Raw genomic sequence first — 18,774 nt, forward strand, 5'->3', positions numbered from 1 at the left:
CGTCAGACCAGCGCCCGGCCCTTGGCGTCGATGGCACGGCCGACCACCTCGTCCGTCGCCTCGTCGGGCAGCAGGATCTCGTTATGCGCCTTGCCCGAGGGGATCATCGGGAAGCAATTGGCGAGATTGGCGACGCGGCAGTCGAAAAGCACCGGCTTGTCGACCGCCAGCATCTCCTCGATCGCGCCATCCAAGTCGCCGGGCTTCTCGCAGCGGATACCGTGGCCGCCATAGGCCTCCGCCAGCTTGACGAAGTCCGGCAGCGCCTCGGTGTAGGAATGCGACAGGCGGTTGCCGTGCAGCAGCTGCTGCCACTGCCGCACCATGCCCATATACTGGTTGTTGAGGATGAAGATCTTGACGTTGGCGCCGTGCTGAACCGCCGTCGACATCTCCTGCATGTTCATCAGCACCGACGCATCGCCCGCGATGCAGACCGACAGCGCATCCGGATGGGCGATCTGCGCCCCGATCGAGGCCGGCAGGCCGTAGCCCATCGTGCCGAGGCCGCCGGACGTCAGCCAGCGGTTCGGCGCCTCGAAGCCGTAGAACTGCGCCGCCCACATCTGGTGCTGGCCGACTTCGGTGGAAACGTAGGTCTCGCGGTCCTTGGTTGCCTCGTAGAGGCGCTGCACCGCGTATTGCGGCATGATCACGTCGTCGTTCGGCCGGTAGGCGAGGCAGTTGCGGTCCCGCCAGCCGTCGATCTGCTGCCACCAGGCATCGAACGACGGCGCGTCGACCGAAGCGCCCTGCCCCTTCCAACAGGCGATCAGGTCGCGCAGGACGTGGGCGACATCGCCGATGATCGGCACCTCGACGCGCACGACCTTGTTGATCGAGGAGGGGTCGATGTCGACGTGGATCTTCCGCGAGTTCGGCGAGAAGGCGTCGAGCCGGCCGGTGATACGGTCGTCGAAGCGCGCGCCGATGCACAGCATGACGTCGCAGCCATGCATGGCGAGATTGGCCTCGTAGGTACCGTGCATGCCGAGCATGCCCAGCCAGTTCTTGCCCGACGCCGGATAGGCGCCCAGTCCCATCAGCGTCGAGGTGATCGGAAAGCCGGTGAGGTCGACAAATTCCCGCAGCAGCTGCGAGGCTTCCGGCCCGGAATTGATGACGCCGCCGCCCGTGTAGATGATCGGCCGGCGCGCACCCGCGAGCAGCGCGACCGCCGCCTCGACACGTTCGCGATCAGGATCGAGCCGCGGCCGGTAGCTCTCGTGCTTCGGCTGCGCCGGCGGCGGCGTGTAGGTGCCCGTGGCGAACTGCACGTCCTTGGGTATGTCGACGACGACCGGGCCGGGTCGGCCGGTGGTCGCGACATGGAACGCCTCGTGCAGGATACGTGAGAGGTCGTTGACGTCCTTCACCAGCCAGTTGTGCTTGGTGCAGGGCCGCGTGATGCCGACCGTGTCGCATTCCTGGAAGGCGTCGGAGCCGATCAGCGTCGTCGGGACCTGGCCGGTGATGCAGACGAGCGGGATGGAATCCATCAGCGCGTCCTGCAGCGCCGTCACCGCGTTGGTGGCGCCCGGCCCCGAGGTCACCAGCATGACGCCGGGCTTCCCTGTCGATCGAGCATAGCCCTCGGCCGCGTGGCCGGCGCCCTGCTCGTGGCGGACCAGGATGTGGCGGACGTCCTCCTGCTGGAAGATCTCGTCATAGATCGGCAGCACGGCGCCGCCCGGATAGCCGAACAGGTCGGTGACGCCGTTCTCCTTCAGCGCCCGGACCACCATCTCGGCTCCGGTCATCTCGAGTGTCTGGCCAGTCGCGTTCATCGTCGTGCTCTTCCCGTCTCTTGTTCCGGACCGCTTGCAGTTCCCGTCCGGCTCGAAGGCGCTCCGGATTTCGGGCAATAAAAAAGGGCCCTGAGGGGGCCCTTGCTTGCGCACACGTGGCTTTCGCCGGACGGCCTCAGGCCGTCTCGCGTGTGCGCACTCCTACTACGAGAATCGTGGTCGTCTTGATCATGGCCGGAAGCTAGGCTCCTGCGGGGCCCGCGTCAATGCCTCTTTTGCGCGCGTCGGTGCCTTCGTCGTGATCAGGCCGCGGCTTCGACATTGATCCGCCGATAGGCTGCCTCGGCAAGGGCGTAGATGCCGAAGGCGATGAGGCCGAGCCCGGTCAGCGACAAGAGCGCCCAGCCGAACGACCATCCGGCCATGGCCGAAAGCGCCGTTTCGATCCCCGGCGTGTCGCCACTGCGGTAGGACGCGGCCCCGGTGACGAGGAGGCCGGCAAGGATGAAGAAGGTGATGCCGCGGGCGATCAGGCCAAACTGGCAAACCTGCTTCAGCCAGCTCCGGTCGGCGGGGATGTTCATGTACTTCTCGAAACCGGCCTTGGCTCCTTTGACGACATGCGCGGCGCCGGCGGCGGCCATGCCGGCAGCGATCGCGTAGGTCAGCCAGACGCCGATCCCGGCTTCGTATGCGGCTTTGACGATACCGTTGCCGCCGCCCCCGCCAGACCCCAAGCCGATCAGGAGCGTCGCCGCGTAGAAGGCGAGCGCACCGTACGCGAAGGCGCTGATCGTCAGTCCGGTTCGGATGAAGATGCCCTTGACCCCGGTGCCGTGGCCGTCGATGTCGAAGATCACCTGGAAAAGCCGCCATGCGGCAAAGGCGGCAAGCGCAAGCACCAGCGCCAGCAGCAAAGCGGTTCCGAAACCGGAGCCGGCCATCTCGTCGATGGCGTCCATCTCGCCCATCGCCTCGCCGCTCGCGAAGGCTGCGCTGAAGGCGAAATAACCGATGATCAGGAACACTGCGCCGCGGGCGATATAGCCGGCCCGCGCCGCGTATCGCATGCGATCGCCATGGTCCCTGATGATTGCTTCTGTCGTCGTCATGCTGCTCCCCGCGCGCTCCAGCCGATACGCACGGGCCCCGGCCCTAGTTCCCCGGTTTGTAGCAGAAAGGTGACGGAGTCAGGCGCAAACCCGGTTACGGCCGGCCTGCTTTGCGGCATAGAGATTGACGTCGGCGCGCTTGTAGAAGCCGGCGCAATCGTCCTCCGGCGTCGAGACAGCGAGGCCGATCGAAGCGGTCACCCGGATCCGGATGGTGCCAAGATCGAGCGGCAGCGCCGCGATCGCCCCGCGGATCCGCTCCGCCAGCATGGTGAGCTCGGCCGCCTCGACGTTCGGCGCCACGATGGCGAATTCCTCGCCCCCGAGCCGGGCCACCACATCGTGGTACCGCGTGAACTCGAACAGGCAAGCCGCAATCGCCTTGAGCACCTCGTCCCCCACGTCGTGCCCGTAGGTGTCGTTGATCGCCTTGAAGTGATCGAGGTCGAGGATCATCAGCCCGATCGGTCGCTTGATCCGGGCGAACTCCGCGAGAAAATGCCCGAGCGCCGCATCGAAGAAACGCCGGTTGTTCATGCCGGTGAGCGGGTCGGTCAGCGCCGCCGTCTCGAGGTCCTGCGAGCGCTGCTTGAGGACCCCGGTCAGCGACTGCAGCTTGTCCTGCTCGCGGAACTGCCGGCGCATGGTCGGCAGCAGCCAGAACAGCCCGATCGCCACCGCCAGCAGCATCGACGCCATCGTTCCCGTGAAGAGGATGGTGCCGGTGCGCCGCGCCTCCTCCAGACCCGCCACTGCGAGCGCAGGCTGGGCGACGGCGTACAAGGCCGCGATCCCGGCAGACGCCGTGACGATCGCTCCCAGGAATAGGAGAACCGTCAGTTCCGCTTTGCTGATGGTCATGGGTGAAGGTCCGAAAGCGCGTTCCGGAAAACCTAGCGCTTCGGCGTGAAAACCCGCTTAAGACGATCGGTCAAATGCCCTCGATGCCTGCGGGATCGGGCCCTTCCAGCCGCTGCCAATCCGGCCCGAACTGATGCCGGAACCAGGTTTCCTGCCGCTTGGCGTATTGCCGCGTGCGCGTCACCGCCCGTTCGCGCGCGGCCACCAGATCCAGCGAGCCGTCGATGACGGCCCCGAGTTCGTCGACGCCGATCGCGCGCGCGGCGGACCCACCCATCGCCCCCGGCATGGCGCGAAACGCCGCTACCTCCGCGACGGCGCCCTCGGCCAGCATGTCGGCGAACCGGCGAGCGATCCGCTCGCGCAGCACCGGGCGCTCCGGGGTCAGCACGACCTTGACGGTCCGCGCCATGCTCAGGGGCCCCTCGCCCCGCCCGGCCTGGAGTGCCGACAGCGTCCGGCCGCTCGCCTCGCCCACCTCGAGCGCCCGCACGATACGCTGCCCGTCGGCGGAAGCGATCCGGGCTGCGGCGGCAGGATCGCGTTCGGCAAGAAGCCCGTGCAGCGCCGCCGCACCCTCCGCCGCGAGTCGGCCGCGCCAGTGCTCGCGAATGGCAGCCGGCACCGGCGGCATCGTATCGAGCAGCCCGAGAAGTGCCTTGAAATAGAGGCCGGTGCCGCCGCAGACGATCGGCAGCCGCCCGCCGGACTTTGCGGCGGCAAGACTGGCGGCGGCGTCGCGCAGATAGGCGCCCGCAGAATAGGCTTCGGCGGGGTTCACATGGCCATAGAGGTCGTGCGGCACGGCCGCCATGTCCGCCGCGGAGGGGCGCGCGGTCAGGATCGACAACCCGTCATAGACCTGCATCGAATCGGCGTTGACGACTACCCCGTCCAGCCGGCGGGCGAGCTCGAGCGCCAGGCGCGACTTGCCGCTCGCCGTCGGCCCCGCTATCAGAACCGCCTCTACAGCCGCCATATCCGGACCGTATCTCCATGTTCGTCGCCACGCTCATCGCCGCCCCGTCTGGGCCGGGACTTCCCGCGGGTGCCGTCGGCGAGATCGCCGGCCGCCTCGGCGCATCGGCCGATGAGACCACCTGGCTCGACGAGGGCTACGCCGTCGATATCGGCTTCGAAACGCCGGTGACGGCAGCGCAGAGCGAGGAGATGGCCGGGATCGCCGCCGCCTCGGCCTTCGACTGCGTCCTGCAGGAGCGGGCCGGACGGCGCAAGCGCTTTCTGATCGCCGACATGGACTCCACCATGATCGACCAGGAGTGCATCGACGAACTGGCCGCGGAGATCGGCATCAAGGACCGCGTCGCCGCCATCACGGCCCGGGCGATGAACGGCGAGATCGCCTTCGAACCGGCACTGCGCGAGCGCGTCGCCCTGCTGGCCGGCCTGCCGGAATCCATCATCGGCCAGGTCATCGCCGAGCGCATCACGCTGGCATCGGGCGGCGGCGCTCTCGTGGCCACGATGCGCGCGAGCGGCGCCCATACCGCCCTCGTCTCGGGCGGCTTCACCGTCTTCACCGGCCCGATCGCCGAACGCCTCGGCTTTCACGAGAACCGCGCCAACCGGCTGCTGGCGGCGGACGGCAGACTGACAGGCGAAGTCGCGGAGCCGATCCTTGGCGCTGCCGCGAAGGTCGAAGCCCTGCGTGACATCGCCGGCCGTCTGGGGATCGGGACCGAGCATGTCCTGGCGGTCGGCGACGGCGCCAACGATCTGCCGATGCTGGAGCTTGCCGGCTCGGGCGTCGCGCTGCACGCCAAGCCGGCTGTCGCGGCGCGCGCCCGCCACCGCATCGACCATGGAGACCTTACCGCCCTGCTCTTCCTCCAGGGCTACCGGCGCGACGAATTCCGTCACTGATCGCGCCGGTCGTACCCGGTCAGTCGATCGGCACGACCACGAAGCGCAGATCGCCGCTTGCCGAGGCCAGAAGCAGCAGCGCGTTGCGCCGCCCGTCCGCCTTCAGTTTGGCGATCTTGTCCGCCACTTCCTGCGGTTCGGAAACTTCTTCCTGCGCCACCTCGCGGATCACCGCGCCGGCCTCGATACCCTTCTCCGCAGCGCTGGAGTTCGGCTCGACCTGGGTGATCACCACACCCTCGACGTCGTCGCCGAGGCCATATTGCCCGCGCAACGGCGCATCGATCGCCGACAGGGTAAGGCCGAGCGTGACCACGGACGCGGACGACACGGCTTCGTCGTCGGCCGCATCGGCGTTCGCGGCGGGCTCGCTTGCCGCCTCGCTCTCGGCCATCAGCTTCTCGCCGTCCTCGAGTCGTCCGAGCGTCACCTCGACCGACAGGGGCTGCGCGGGGGCGGCGGTGTCTTCCTTGCGCAACAATTCGACGGTCACGGTCTCGCCCACCGGCGTCTCCGCGACGATGCGTGGCAGGTCGCGGGACGACTCGATCTCCTGGTCGTTGAACCGGACGATGACGTCGCCGACCTTGAGCAGCCCGTTGTCGGACGGCCCGCCTGGCACGATCCCCATGACCACGGCGCCCTTCGCCTCGGGGATCCCGAGACCTTCGGCAATGTCGTCGGTGACGGCCTGCAGGCGGATGCCGAGCCAGCCGCGGCGGGTCTCGCCGAATTCCCTCAGCTGGTCGACGACGTTGACGGCCAGCTGCGCCGGGATCGAGAAACCGATGCCGATCGAGCCGCCGGTCGGAGAGATGATCGCGGTGTTGATGCCCACCACCCGGCCGTTCATGTCGAACAGCGGCCCGCCGGAATTGCCGCGATTGATCGCCGCGTCGGTCTGGATGAAATTGTCGTAGGGGCCGGCATTGATGTTGCGCCCGCGCGCCGAAACGATGCCGACCGAGACCGAGCCGCCGAGGCCGAACGGGTTGCCGATCGCCATCACCCAGTCGCCGATGCGCAGCGCTTCGGAATCGCCGAACTCAACGGCCGGCAGCGGCTCCGGCGGATTGACCTTCAGCACAGCGAGATCGGTCTTCGGATCCGTGCCCAATAGTTCGGCGTCGAGCCTGGTCCCGTCTGCGAAATTGACGGTGATGGTGTCGGCATCGGCAATGACGTGATTGTTGGTGATGACAACGCCGGACGGGTCGACGACGAAGCCCGAGCCGAGCGACTGGACGCGGCGGTCGCCGACGCCGTCGTCGCCGCGCAGGAGATCGTCGAAGAAGTCCTGCAGCGGCGATCCCTCCGGCGCCTCGAGCTCGGGGATGCCGCCGCCAGGGCGATCCACCGTCTGCGACGTCGAGATGTTGACCACTGCGTCGAGCAGCGATTCGGCAAGGTCGGCGACCGAGGCCGGACCGCGCGAAGCGGCCTGTGCGGCCGCGGGCGGTGCCGCCGGTGCAACGCTCGGGGCGGACGGCGCGTCCTCCTCGACCGGGGGTGCCGGCAGTGCCGGCACGGAGGGCTCGGGCGCCGGCAACGGCTCGACGGCCTGGGCGGCACCCGGAAGCGGTTGCATCAGCGCCGACGCGGCGAGCCAGGCAGCCGCAAGAGACGTGATCGGCAGGCGGCGCAGGCGAGCGTTCATCGCAGGTCCTCTCGGATCGGGAAGGCGGCGGCCGAATTGTCGTACGCCTGCTGGCGGATCATCGAACTGGCGTCGGACACATCCGCATGTGCCGCCCGCCGGCGCCGCGCGTCTCCGCCAGCCTGCCACGACGTCGCCCTGTCGGGAGCGGAGCGGAAAAAAGCGACCGAATCAAGTTGCTTGCGAGCAGTTGACGCGGCCGTGACCGAGTAGCGCGCGCGGCGACTGCCGTGTTCAATGCCGCACCAGCCAGACCAGCGCGACACCGAAGACTGCGGCAACAAGGCCCACGGCTCGCAACGTGCCGTCCGGCATCGCCTGGATCCGCCGTGCCATGTCCCGCATCTGGGTGGGGATGAGACAATAGGCGACGCCCTCGATCACCAGGAGGAGACCGAGGGCGACGACAAGGTCGCTCACTGCGCGGCGGCAGCCGGCGCGTTTCCGGGAGCGATCTCGGAGACGTCGGCACCGCCGACGTCAGCGGTCGGGTCCGCCGCGGCGGGTGCCTCGGCAGCAGGTGACGGCGCATCCGGCACGCCCGCCTCTTCCGTCGCAGGCGCATCGGCTGCGGCCGGCGGAACCGGCGCGGCTGCCGTGTCCCCGTTCTGCGGAGCCGCAGGCGCTGCAGCTTCCGGTCCCGTCGGCGCCGCCGATGGCCGGCCCGTCGAGGCCGGCGCGCCGCCCATCGTGCCGCCATCGGTCTGGAAGTAGCGGAAGAACTCCGAGTCCGGCGACAGGACCAGCGTGGTGCCGGAATTCGCCAGCGAGTCGCGATAGGCCTGCATCGACCGGTAGAAGTCGAAGAACTCCGGATTGGCGCCGAAAGCCCCCGCGAAGATGGCGTTGCGCTCGGCGTCGCCCTCACCCTGGAGGATCTCCGCATCGCGCTGGGCAACCGCGACGGTCTCGACCACCTCACGGTCGGAGCCGGCGCGGATCTCCCGCGCCGCGACCTGACCGCGAGCCCGGAGCCGCTCGGCTTCCGCCAGGCGCTCGGCCTGCATCCGCTCATAGGTCTGCTGCGAGACCTCCCGCGTCAGATCGGTGCGGCGGATCCTGACGTCGGTCAGTTCGAGACCGAGCGACGCCGCATCCGGCCGGATCTGGTCGCGGACCTGGCGCATCATGTCGCCCCGCTCGGCCGACAGTGCCGCCTCGAAGCCGCGCAGGCCGTACACCCGGCGAAGCGCCGCGTCGAGACGGGTGCGCAGTCGCTGCTCGGCCTGCGGGATCGAGCCCGAGACCGACTGCAGGAAGCGGGCCGGGTCGGAGATGTTGTAGACGAGGAAAGCGTCGACCTCGTAGAACTTGCCGCCCGAAACCTGGACGCGGATATCGTCGAGGTCGAAGCGCAGCAGCCGGTCCGGCAGCTTGCGGACATTGTCCGCGCCGGCGAAGGAGAACGGCATCTTGAAATAGAGGCCGGGCTCGGAGACGACCCGCTGGATCTCGCCGAAGCGCAGGACGGCGGCCTGCTCCTTCTCGTTGACGATGAAGATCGAATTCCAGGCGAGCAGCAGGACGACTGCGACCGCGATCACGACGCCGTAGAAACGGTTGGCCATCAGTTTGCTCCCGTCTGCGGGGTGGCGGTAGTACCCGGCGTCGCCGCAGGGGCGCGGGGTGCGGCCTGCGTCTGTCCGGCTCCCGGCGCCTGGCGCTGCAGTTCGTTGAGCGGCAGGAACGGAAGCACGCCCTGCTCACCGGTCGCACTGCGTTCCATGATGACCTTGTTGGAGCCGCGCATCACGCCTTCCATCGTCTCCAGGAACAGCCGCTTGCGGGTGACGTCGGGTGCCTGTTCGAATTCGGCGAGGATCGAGGAGAAGCGCTGCGCCTCACCCTCGGCCTCCTGGACGACACGGCTCTTGTAAGCCGCGGCATCCTCGCGGATCTGCGCCGCCTCACCACGGGCCGCGCCGATCTGCTGGTTGCGATAGCGGTTCGCTTCCTCGATGAAGCGATCCTCGTCCTGCTCGGCGCGCTGCACCTCGTCGAACGCGTCGGCGACCTGGGTCGGCGGCGCCGCGTCCTCGATGGAGATCGCGTTGATGCGCAGGCCCGAGCCGTACTCGTTCAGCGTGTCCTGGGTGATTGCGCGCACTTCTTCGGCAATGCCGGCACGATCGTCACGGAAGACGTCCTGCACCGGCCGGCGACCGACGACCTCGCGCATGGCGCTCTCGGAGACCTGCTGCAGCATCGCCGCCGGGTCGTCGACATTGAACAGGAAATCCTGCGGGTTCTCGACCTGGTAAAGCACGGCGAACTGGACATCCACGATGTTCTGGTCGCCGGAGAGCATCAGGCCCGACGTCTCGCCCTGTTGGCCGCTGCCGAGGGTGATCTGGCTTTCGACGACCTGGACGGTCTCGACCATCTCGATCGGCCAGAACATGAAGTGCAGGCCCGGCTCCGAGAGCTGCTGCTTCGGCTTGCCGAACAGCATCTCGACCCCGACCTCGTCGGGCTGGACCGTGTAGACCGACTTGAACAGCCAGAGCACCGCGAGGCCGGCCACGATGAGCAGGGCCCAGCCGGCCATGCCAGCCGTGCTGCCGCCCCCGCCACCGCCGCCACCGCCCGGTATGGCGCGTCGAAGCCGGTCCTGGCCCCGCCGCAGGATATCCTCCAGATCGGGAGAGCCGCCGTTGTTCGGACGGGGCTGCTGCGGCCGCTGGCCCCAGGGGCCGCCACCGCCAGCGTTCCCTTTCCAGCCGCCATTGCCGGTCTGATTGCTCCAGGGCATCGATATCCTTCCAGATTTCGAGAGATGGACGTGCGGGACGGTCCTCCCTACCGCACGTCGGATCCAGTACAGCCCTTATAAGAACTGACAAAACTGCTTTCAACGCGGCCGCGACCATTTCGCTCCGCGAACACCCGCAGATGGTGAACGCCGATGCTCGGCCCGCACCCCACTGCGATCCTTCGGGTCACGTCCGCTCCGAAGTCGCCCGGCGCTCAAATATCTGGAAGCGGCTGGCGGCGCTGTCGCGTTCGCCGCGCTCGGCGGCCTCGTCCAGGACCGGCAGCCAAAGGGCCGGGTCGATCGGCGGGAAGACCGCGTCGCCCTCGGGTGCCGCCGCGATCCGGGTGACCAGCAGGCGGTCGATCCGGTCCATGAAGGCGCGGTAGATCTCCCCGCCCCCGGCGATCACGATCTCGTCGGCACCGCGTGTTCGCGCCCGCTCGGTCGCCAGAGCCAACGCGGTTTCCGGCGAATCGGCCACGATTGCGCCCTCGAAAGGCACGGCCGGCGACCTCGTCAGAACGATCGTGTCGCGGCCGTCGAGAACACGACCGATCGATTCCAGCGTCTTGCGGCCCATGATCATCGGCTTGCCCATGGTCAGGCGGCGGTAGCGCCGGAGATCGCTCGGCACAGACCACGGCATCGCGCCGTCGCGACCGATCACGCCGTTCTCGGCCATCGCGACGACCGCAACGAGCGCCGGCCGGCCGGGGCAGTTCACGTTGTCGCTCACACCGCCACCTTGGCCTTGATGTGGCCATGCGCCTCGTAGCCCTCGAGCGCGATGTCGTCGAAGCCGAAGGCGCAGAGGTCGGTAACGGCCGGGTTGAGCTTGAGGGTCGGCAGCGCCAGCGGTTCGCGGCTTAGCTGCAGCCGCGCCTGCTCGAAATGGTCGGCATAGAGATGCGCGTCGCCGAGCGTGTGGACGAAGTCGCCGGGCTCGAGCCCGGTCGCCTGCGCCACCATCGCCGTCAGCAGCGCGTAGGAGGCGATGTTGAACGGCACGCCGAGAAAGATGTCGGCCGAGCGCTGGTAGAGCTGGCAGGACAGCCGGCCGTCGGCGACGTAGAACTGGAACAGGCAATGGCAGGGCGGCAGCGCCATCTCGTCCACCAGCGCCGGATTCCAGGCCGAAACGATCAGCCGCCGCGAATGCGGGTTCGTGCGGATCTGCTCGACCACCCGGGCGATCTGGTCGATGTGCCCGCCCTGATAGTCCGGCCAGGAACGCCACTGCGCGCCATAGACGGGACCGAGCTCGCCATCGGCATCCGCCCACTCGTCCCATATCCGCACGCCGTTGGCGTTGAGATAGGCGATGTTGGTGTCGCCCTTTAGGAACCACAGCAGCTCGTGGACGATCGACTTCCAGTGCAGCCGCTTGGTCGTCAGCATCGGAAAGCCCGCGGACAGATCGAATCGCATCTGGTGACCGAACACCGAGCGGGTGCCGGTGCCGGTCCGGTCGGGCCGGTCGGTCCCGGTTTCCATGACGCGGCCGAGGAGATCCAGATACTGACGCATGCGACTGATTCCTTCCGGCGACACGCCGGTCGTGCGAGGGGCGGTCTTCGCCGGACAGGGCTGGACGATCCGAGCCGGCACCTGCCGTCGGCCGGCAGGTCCTGCGCCGGGACGACAGCAGGCGGCGGGACTCGCAATGTCGTTGATGCCCGGACGCCACGCCCCGAACCTATCCGGCGAACATTGACCGATTCCCCATCCCTTCGGAAGTCCTGCCCTTTTCACGGCAGGCGGAGCACCTTATATTCCGATTGCCGGCTTCGGTCGGCTACGGCGATAAACGGCCGATGTAATAAGCCTTTCGGACCCGGGGGCGGTACCCGGCGCCTCCACCTGGCTTCATCGTAATGTGACGATGAGGCCAGGCGGGGGCGAAATAGGATCGACGAGGGTGTAAAAATCGGACTTTCGCTCGGAATGGTACCGCCGTTATCGGGCCGTTTTATAGTTGCAAACGACAACTATGCGGAAGCACGTCTCGCTGCGTAAGCAGCGCGAACGCTTCAATTCAAGTCCTGGGGGTTCGCACTTCTAGGCGGGGCTCGGAGGCGCCTGGCAACAGAAGCCTCCACTTTTTTATGATGCGTGCGGCAAGGCCGGCGGATCTGCACAGGTAAGTTCAGGACACCGCAATGGGCCAGGATCTCATCCGTTACGATGTTCTCGCGCAGGACGCGCTGCGCGGCGTGATCCGCAAGGTCATCGGCGAAGTCGTCAAGACCGGCCTGCCCGGCGACCATCATTTCTTCATCACCTTCCTGACCTCGGCTCCCGGCGTGCGGATTTCCTCGCGGCTCCGCGAGAAATACCCCGAGCTGATGACAATCGTGATTCAGCACCAGTACTGGGACCTGCAGGTCAACGACACGGCCTTCGAGGTCGGCCTCTCCTTCTCCGACATCCCCGAGCGCCTGCTCGTGCCGTTCAGCGCGATTCGAGGCTTCTACGACCCGGCAGTGAATTTCGAACTGGAGTTCGACGTTCGCGGCATGGATGCCGCCAACGAGCAGCCGGAACTCGTCGGCGAGGCGACCGGCGAGCCGGCCAAGCCGCAGTCGATCGCCCCGGCCCGTGCTGCAAAGCCGGCCAAGCTGCCGGGCAAGGGCAAGGCCGCCACGGCGGCTGCCGAGAATACGGCAGACGGTTCGGCTGAATCCGACGGCAAGGCCGCGTCGAAGAAAGAGGCCGAAGTGGTTTCCCTCGACGCCTTCCGCAAGAAGCCCTGAGTTTTCCGATGGCCGATATCGTCAATCTCCGGCGTGCCCGCAAGGACCGCCGGAGGCTGGCGGCCGAACGTCAGGCCGAGGACAATCGCGTGCGCCACGGCATGCCGAAGGCGCTGCGCCAGGCGGCACGCGTCGAGACGGCGCGGCAGGCACGCGCACTCGACGGCGCGGCTCTTCTCCACGAGAACGGCGGCGGGCCCATGTCGACGGCAGATCCTGCAAGGCCCGAAGACGATGCCGCGGCTGACAAGCCGCCGCCGCCATGATCAGCAAGCGGTCCGTTTCGATCCGCGGTCACGCCACCTCGATCAGCGTCGAGGACCGGTTCTGGGAACGGCTGCGGATCATCGCCACCGAGCGGGGCCTGTCGCTGGCGGCCCTGATCGCCGAGATCGATGCGGGGCGCAAGCCGGGCACCAACCTCTCCTCCGCCATCAGGCTGTTCATCCTCGACGACGCGCTTTCCCGCCTCGGCTGAAGCCTCCGCATCGCCGACATCTCGATGACGATCAGAAGCGCAGCGGATCCTGCACGCCGGGCAAGAAGTTGTCGTCCGCCGCGGGCGGCGGCGTGCCGGAGAGTGGCTGGTCGAAATCGAGGGCGCGGTCCTGGCTCGCAGCAGCGGGAGGCTGCGGCGTTGCGGGCTCCGCCGCCTGCCGGCGCCGCTGTTCTGCTGCCCGCCGCTCGCGTTCCGCCGTCGCTTCGGCCTCCGCTTCGCGCTGCCGGGCCGCTTCCGCCGCAGCCGCGCGCTGCCGTTCGGCTTCCGCCTCGGCCGCCGCTGCAGCCTCTGCCGCCGCGGCAGCCTCCGCGGCGCGCCGCTCTGCCTCGGCGGCCGCTTCCGCCCGTTGGCGCTCGGCTTCCTCGGCCGCCAGCCGGCGTTCTTCGGCGATGCGCGCCGCCTCGGCCTCCTGCCAGCGATAGAAGCGCGCCTCGCGCCGCAGGCGCAGCCGCTCCTGAAGGGTCTCCTGCATCGCCTCGACGCGCGCCTGCTCGCGCTCGAGCGCCCGCACCGACAGGTAGTTGGTGAGCGCCGCGACCTCGGTCGAAAGTTCGGGTGCCCGCAGCGGACCGCTCAGCGTGTAGGCGATCGACGGTTCGGCGCCGGCGACGCGGTCGTCCCCCGGCTCGATCAGCAGCGAGAAGTCGCCGGCGACCGTCAGCGCCGTCAGGTCGAGACTGCCGGTCATGGTGAGGGCTGCATCGCCCTTGCGCAGGGTGACGGGGGCAAAGCGCGCCCTCCCGGCGGCGACCGAGAATTCCGTCGCCAGTTCGTCGATACCGAAGCGCTGCCCGGCGGAGAGCACGGCGAGCGCCTGGCCCGTATCGTCCTCGGGAACGAAGCCTTCCGCATCTGCGGCCGCGAGCAGCGGCGGCAGCACGGTTTCGGGGATGCCCGGCAGCGCGATGTCGCGGGCGGTCACCCGCCCTGCCCCGGTCAGCCCGGAGACCATCGCGGCATAGGATTGCCCGGTCCCCTCGATTCGGATCTCGCCGCCGAGCACCGCGTCGCTTTCTCCGGCGACGAGTGCCGGCCAGAGCGTTCCGATGGCGACATCGTCCGAGCGGACTTCCAGCGACAGGCCGCCAATGCCGGCGGCGTTGCGCAGTTCGATGCGTCCCGCGAGATTTCCTCCAAGGCCGGTGGCGCTCGCCTCGTCGACGGTGAGCGTGCCGGATGATCCGGCGACCTTCGCGGAAAAATCCGCCAGGACGGGGCCGCCGAGATCGAGAAAATCACTCTGAATCGCGACCTGGAACGGGGCCTCCGGCAGACGGCTCGCGCCGAACGCGGCCTTCGGCCAACCGGTATCGCCGCCCCCCTCGTCGATGCCGCGCCCGTAGACGAGTTCGGCCAGCCATGGCAGCGACAGGCTGCCGAACCGCACCGTGCCGGTGAAGGCCTCACCGTCGGCCTTGGCCAGATCCGCGCCGACATCGGTGCCCGCGACGGCTCCCGACATCGCGTTCAAGGCCCAGTCGCCCTCGCCGTAGACGATGCTGCCGCTGACATCGAGGGGGATCGTGGCAAGCCCCTGGGCGAGATCCACGCCGGTCGTCAGCAGCCACGGGGACGCGTCCTCACTGTCGATCAGTACCGAGGCCTCGACACCGTTGACGCCCGCCGGCGTCACCTCGACGACACCGTCGAAGCTCACCTCGCTGCCCGGCGCCCGCAATGTCGCGGTCGTGACGACCGGTCCGGTTGCCGCCGCCGAGAGCGACAGCTCCGCCTCCAGCGGCGACGGCGCGCCGATGTCGATGGCCTCCATCCCCAGCTGCTCCAGCAGGACCGTCGGCCGGTCGTTCTCCAGCCGGAGGTCGAGCCCGAACCGTCCGCTTTCGTGGCGGGCGTACAGCCCGTTCTCGACGGCCGAAGACAGATCGATCTTCGTTCCGTCGGCCGTACCGTCGAGGCGGACGAAGAGAGTCGGCCGGCCGTCGGCGCCGCCCTCGATGGTGCGAACCTCGCCGGAAAGCTCGAGCGGTGCCAGCCGGTCCGCCCGGCGCCCGAGGGCCTCGAGCAGCGGCACCCCCGGAAAGCGGGTCTGCAGCAGCGCAATGAACCGGTCCGGCGCCTCGGAGGCAAGCGTCACGGCCAATTCGCCTGCCGCCGCACCCGTCAGGTCGGTCAGGCGCCCGGCGGCGGTCAGCGATGCGCCGGCAAGGCCGGAGATGTCCAGCTTGTCGATGGCGAGCGTATCGCCGTCATAGACGACGTCCGCATCGATCCGCTCCGCCGCGGCGTCCGAATAATTCACCGGTCCGGCGTTCAGCGACACGTCGAACCGGTCGGCCGTGGCGAGTGAACCGGCGCTGCCCGTCAGCAGCCGCGACAGTGCCTGCAGCGCGTCGAGGTCGACCGCGCCGCCGGCAAGATCGGCTGCGATCGTCGTCTCCTCGCCGGTCTTCGAGCGCTCCAGCCGCCCCGCCAGCTGGTCGCCGCCAATGTCGATCTCGAGATCCTCGAAGACCTGCCGCTCCGTCGTCAACTCGGCACTTGCCGAAAGCCCGGCACGGCCAAGCGTGCGGATCGCCGGGTCCACGGCGCCGCTCAGCCAGTCGGAAAAGCCCGATGGCTGCTGCGAGGCGACAAGGAGGTCGCCGCGAAAGCTGAAGGCCTCGTCGAGGCCGACGATGCCGTCCGCCTCGAGCCGCGTGCGGCCCGGCAGCTCGGCAGTAAACCGCGGCAGCGCCCAGCCGTCTGCTGTCGGGCTGGCGGCAAAGGCGACGTCGCGGATCGTTGTGTCGCCGGCCACCACCACCGGCAGGCTGATCTCGACGGTGCCCGCCATTCCCGGCCGCGGAATCTCGGCTAGCACGAGCCGCATCGCCTCCACGCGCTGGGCAAGGCCCAGCGACCGTGTCGCGTCCGGAGCCGCAGGATCGGCCTCGCCGGCGACCTGGTCGACATTGACCTGCTCGCCCTCCAGCGCCAGCGAGAAGCGCGGCACGCCGGAAAAGCTCAGCCGGCCCGCGCCAGTCAGGAGATAAGGCTGCTCGCTGCCGCCGGCCTGCAGCCTGATGTCGGTGAACTCGGCCGCGCTCGGCGACAGCGCGATCGCGCCGGTCGCGCGCAGCGGCAGCGTTGCGGCGCCGGCACTTTCGGTCTCCGCCACCATGGCCGGCCGGAACGGGTCGTCTGCTCTGGCAACCTGTGCTTCGGGCGGTTGCCAGGGCCGGGTCAACCGCGCGGTGCCGTCGAAGCGTGGCAGGCCGGCTTCCATGCGTGCCGCCCCGTCGAGGACGATCTGGGCGGCAAGCGAGCCGTTGGCGACTTCCACGTGCAGCGGCAGGCCGCCGTCTGCCTGCAGCGTTCCGGTCGAGACGCCGAAAGCCACCGTCTCGCCGCCCGTACGGAACGTGCCGCGTCCGTCGACGGGACCCGCCAGAGAGGTGGCCGACAGCGTGGCGTTCAGGTCGGAGAGCTCGTGCCGGCGCCCCGTCGAGCCCTGCTCGACGATGACGGTGCCGTCATTGACCGAGACATTGTCGAGCACCACGGTCGCGCCGGAAGGAATGGCCGGCTTCGTCACGACCAGGTCGACACCGCCGTCCGGCCGGATCGGCAGGCGAAGCCGCGGGCGATCGAGCGTCATCGAGTAGATGAAGATCTCGCCTGAAAGATAGGGCGCGAGCTCGGCGTCCATCCGGAAGCGCTCGACCGTCAGCAGCGGCGCGCCGGCCTCGCTCCTCACCTCGACCTCCCCGAAGGTCACCGACGGGAACGGCAGCAGGCGTGCCGAGGCGTCGCCGCGCACCACGACGTCGCGGCCGAGGATCGCCGATGCCTCGCGCTCGAAATCGGCGCGATAGGCTGTCCAGTCGATGAAGAACGGCGCCACCAGCGCCGCCACCAGAGCGAGCACCAGCAGACCGCCGAAGAAGACGAAGGCTCTGACCAGGTTCCGGCTCCTCTCTCCTGCTGTGGTGCCGCACGGCACCCGGCCCCATCAACCGCGCCGCGCCATCCTTGCAGCAGCCGCTTGCCCCGCACTGACCCGCCGGCGGCATGGCAGCTCTTGCCCCGTGCAACCATGACCGCAATGGGCGCATCCTGTCGAGGCCGCGCCTCTCATAGATCAGGGTAAGATCTTGCCGGGGTTGAGAATATCCTTCGGGTCGAGAGCCGTCTTGATCGCCCGCATCACGTCAACCGCATCGCCGAGCTCGCGCCGCAGATAGCCCCTCTTGCCCTGGCCGACGCCGTGCTCGCCGGTGCAGGTGCCGTCCATCGCCACGGCGCGCTCCGCCAGCCGGGCCATGAACCCCTCCGCCGCCGCGATCTCGCGCGGGTCGGCAACGTCGAGCAGCAGCGTCGTGTGGAAATTGCCGTCACCGACATGGCCGACGATCGGCGCCAGCAGCCCCGAGGCCTCTATATCCGCTTGCGTCTCCGCGATGCATTCGGCGAGCCGCGAGATCGGCACGCAGACGTCGGTGGCAATCGCCTTCGCCCCCGGCCGCAGGCCCTGCGCCGCCCAATAGAGGTCGTGTCGGGCCTTCCACAGCCGCGCCCGGTCCTCCGCCCTATCGGCGCTTTGGAATGGCCCGCCCCCGTGCTCGACGGCGATCGCCGCGAAGAGCTCCGCCTGCTCGGCGACGCCGGCGGGCGAGCCGTGGAACTCCAGGAACAGCGACGGCCGGGCCTCGAGGTCGAGCTGCGCATAGGCGATCGTCGCCTGCATCGACTGCGTGTCCATCAGCTCGATCCGGGCGACCGGCAGGCCGAGCTGGATCGTCTGGATCACAGCGTTGCAGGCGCTGTCGACGTCGGGAAACGGGCAGACGCCGGCGAGGATCGTCTCCGGGATGCCGTAAAGCTTCAAATTGAGGCTGGTGATGATGCCGAGCGTGCCTTCCGAGCCGACCAGGAGCCGCGTCAAGTCGTAGCCGGCGGATGTCTTCTTGGCGCGCCGCGCCGTGCGGATGACGCGCCCGTCCGCCATCACTGCCGTCAGGCCGATGACATTGTCGCGCATCGTCCCGTAGCGCACCGCGTTGGTTCCCGAGGCCCTGGTCGCCGCCATGCCGCCGAGGCTGGCATTGGCGCCCGGATCGATCGGGAAGAACAGGCCGGTGTCGCGCAGATAGGCGTTGAGCGCCTCGCGGGTGACGCCCGGCTCGACGACGCAGTCGAGATCTTCGGGATGCACCGCCAGCACCTTGTCCATGCGCGACAGGTCGAGCGAGATGCCGCCCTGCGGCGCGTTGATGTGGCCTTCCAGCGACGAGCCGGTGCCGAAGGCGACGATCGGCGTCGCATGGTCGCCGCAGATGCGGACGATTTCCTGCACCTCCGCCTCGGTCTCGGCGAACACCACGGCATCGGGCATCTGGTTCGGCAGATAGGTGGTCGAATGCGCATGCGCCCGACGCACGTCCTCGCCCGTCACCAACCGCTCGCCGAAGCGCTGCCGCAGCACCGCGACCGCGTCGCCGATCCCGTCCCGCCTGACCGGACGTTCGGCGAGTATGTCCTGAAGCGCCATGATTCCCCCCTCGG

Annotated in this window: 16 protein-coding genes and 1 other RNA gene; 5 read left to right on the top strand and 12 right to left on the bottom strand. The window is 68.7% G+C overall.

The annotated features are described in order from the left end of the window. Positions 1 to 2: 2 nt before the first annotated feature. The 4 genes from GGR03_RS06460 to miaA all read right to left on the bottom strand — a co-directional run bounded on the left by GGR03_RS06460 (position 3) and on the right by miaA (position 4,700). On the bottom strand, positions 3 to 1,787 hold the full coding sequence (locus GGR03_RS06460) for an acetolactate synthase 3 large subunit (protein WP_281378955.1): 1,785 nt from the start codon (positions 1,785 to 1,787) through the stop codon (positions 3 to 5). A gap of 263 nt (positions 1,788 to 2,050) precedes the next feature. Next, entirely contained in the window at positions 2,051 to 2,860 is an 810-nt protein-coding gene (locus GGR03_RS06465; RefSeq protein ID WP_183206720.1) for a DUF1206 domain-containing protein, read from the bottom strand. 78 nt (positions 2,861 to 2,938) lie between these two features. Further along, positions 2,939 to 3,721, bottom strand: a complete 783-nt coding sequence (locus GGR03_RS06470) for a GGDEF domain-containing protein (protein WP_183206721.1) — start codon at positions 3,719 to 3,721, stop codon at positions 2,939 to 2,941. Between the two features lie 70 nt (positions 3,722 to 3,791). Beyond that, positions 3,792 to 4,700, bottom strand: coding sequence for a tRNA (adenosine(37)-N6)-dimethylallyltransferase MiaA (miaA, locus tag GGR03_RS06475; protein WP_183206722.1), 909 nt, complete (start codon positions 4,698 to 4,700; stop codon positions 3,792 to 3,794). A gap of 17 nt (positions 4,701 to 4,717) precedes the next feature. On the opposite strand from miaA, the gene serB reads away from it, so the two are divergent. Further along, positions 4,718 to 5,605, top strand: a complete 888-nt coding sequence (gene serB, locus GGR03_RS06480; RefSeq protein WP_183206723.1) for a phosphoserine phosphatase SerB — start codon at positions 4,718 to 4,720, stop codon at positions 5,603 to 5,605. A 19-nt stretch (positions 5,606 to 5,624) separates the two neighbouring features. Here serB and GGR03_RS06485 read toward each other — a convergent pair whose 3' ends face one another. The 6 genes from GGR03_RS06485 to GGR03_RS06510 all read right to left on the bottom strand — a co-directional run bounded on the left by GGR03_RS06485 (position 5,625) and on the right by GGR03_RS06510 (position 11,544). Next, complete coding sequence (locus tag GGR03_RS06485; RefSeq protein ID WP_246367613.1) at positions 5,625 to 7,262, bottom strand: Do family serine endopeptidase; 1,638 nt, start codon at positions 7,260 to 7,262, stop codon at positions 5,625 to 5,627. 234 nt (positions 7,263 to 7,496) lie between these two features. Next, positions 7,497 to 7,682 (bottom strand): DUF2065 family protein, encoded by a 186-nt coding sequence (locus GGR03_RS06490; RefSeq protein WP_183206724.1) that lies wholly within the window; start codon positions 7,680 to 7,682, stop codon positions 7,497 to 7,499. Further along, positions 7,679 to 8,830 carry a protease modulator HflC gene (gene hflC / locus GGR03_RS06495; RefSeq protein WP_183206725.1) on the bottom strand — a complete coding sequence of 384 codons (1,152 nt, stop codon included), beginning with the start codon at positions 8,828 to 8,830 and terminating at the stop codon, positions 7,679 to 7,681. Before hflC ends, GGR03_RS06490 begins: the two co-directional genes overlap by 4 nt. After that, positions 8,830 to 10,014: an FtsH protease activity modulator HflK gene (gene hflK / locus GGR03_RS06500; RefSeq protein WP_183206726.1), complete on the bottom strand. Its 1,185-nt coding sequence runs from the start codon at positions 10,012 to 10,014 to the stop codon at positions 8,830 to 8,832. The genes hflC and hflK overlap by 1 nt, the downstream gene beginning before the upstream one ends. A gap of 187 nt (positions 10,015 to 10,201) precedes the next feature. Then, positions 10,202 to 10,753, bottom strand: coding sequence for a dihydrofolate reductase (locus GGR03_RS06505; protein WP_343058657.1), 552 nt, complete (start codon positions 10,751 to 10,753; stop codon positions 10,202 to 10,204). Next, positions 10,750 to 11,544, bottom strand: a complete 795-nt coding sequence (locus tag GGR03_RS06510) for a thymidylate synthase (protein WP_183206727.1) — start codon at positions 11,542 to 11,544, stop codon at positions 10,750 to 10,752. The genes GGR03_RS06505 and GGR03_RS06510 overlap by 4 nt, the downstream gene beginning before the upstream one ends. 214 nt (positions 11,545 to 11,758) lie before the next feature. On the opposite strand from GGR03_RS06510, the gene ssrA reads away from it, so the two are divergent. The 4 genes from ssrA (at position 11,759) to GGR03_RS06530 (ending at position 13,248) form a co-directional block, all read left to right on the top strand. Continuing rightward, positions 11,759 to 12,117, top strand: a transfer-messenger RNA (tmRNA) gene (ssrA, locus tag GGR03_RS06515). Positions 12,118 to 12,176: 59 nt separating this feature from the next. Further along, positions 12,177 to 12,770 (top strand): SspB family protein, encoded by a 594-nt coding sequence (locus GGR03_RS06520; protein WP_183206728.1) that lies wholly within the window; start codon positions 12,177 to 12,179, stop codon positions 12,768 to 12,770. Between the two features lie 8 nt (positions 12,771 to 12,778). Next, complete coding sequence (locus tag GGR03_RS06525; protein ID WP_183206729.1) at positions 12,779 to 13,036, top strand: DUF4169 family protein; 258 nt, start codon at positions 12,779 to 12,781, stop codon at positions 13,034 to 13,036. After that, positions 13,033 to 13,248, top strand: coding sequence for a ribbon-helix-helix domain-containing protein (locus GGR03_RS06530; RefSeq protein ID WP_183206730.1), 216 nt, complete (start codon positions 13,033 to 13,035; stop codon positions 13,246 to 13,248). The genes GGR03_RS06525 and GGR03_RS06530 overlap by 4 nt, the downstream gene beginning before the upstream one ends. Before the next feature lie 31 nt (positions 13,249 to 13,279). Here the strand turns inward: GGR03_RS06530 and GGR03_RS06535 are convergent, their stop codons facing one another. Together GGR03_RS06535 and GGR03_RS06540 are read right to left on the bottom strand one after the other, a co-directional pair. Then, positions 13,280 to 17,212, bottom strand: a complete 3,933-nt coding sequence (locus GGR03_RS06535; RefSeq protein WP_343058658.1) for an AsmA family protein — start codon at positions 17,210 to 17,212, stop codon at positions 13,280 to 13,282. A gap of 138 nt (positions 17,213 to 17,350) precedes the next feature. Further along, positions 17,351 to 18,760 carry an FAD-binding oxidoreductase gene (locus GGR03_RS06540; protein ID WP_183206732.1) on the bottom strand — a complete coding sequence of 470 codons (1,410 nt, stop codon included), beginning with the start codon at positions 18,758 to 18,760 and terminating at the stop codon, positions 17,351 to 17,353. Between the last annotated feature and the right edge of the window lie 14 nt (positions 18,761 to 18,774).

The organism is Aurantimonas endophytica, from assembly GCF_014196845.1.
Taxonomy (GTDB): domain Bacteria; phylum Pseudomonadota; class Alphaproteobacteria; order Rhizobiales; family Rhizobiaceae; genus Aurantimonas; species Aurantimonas endophytica.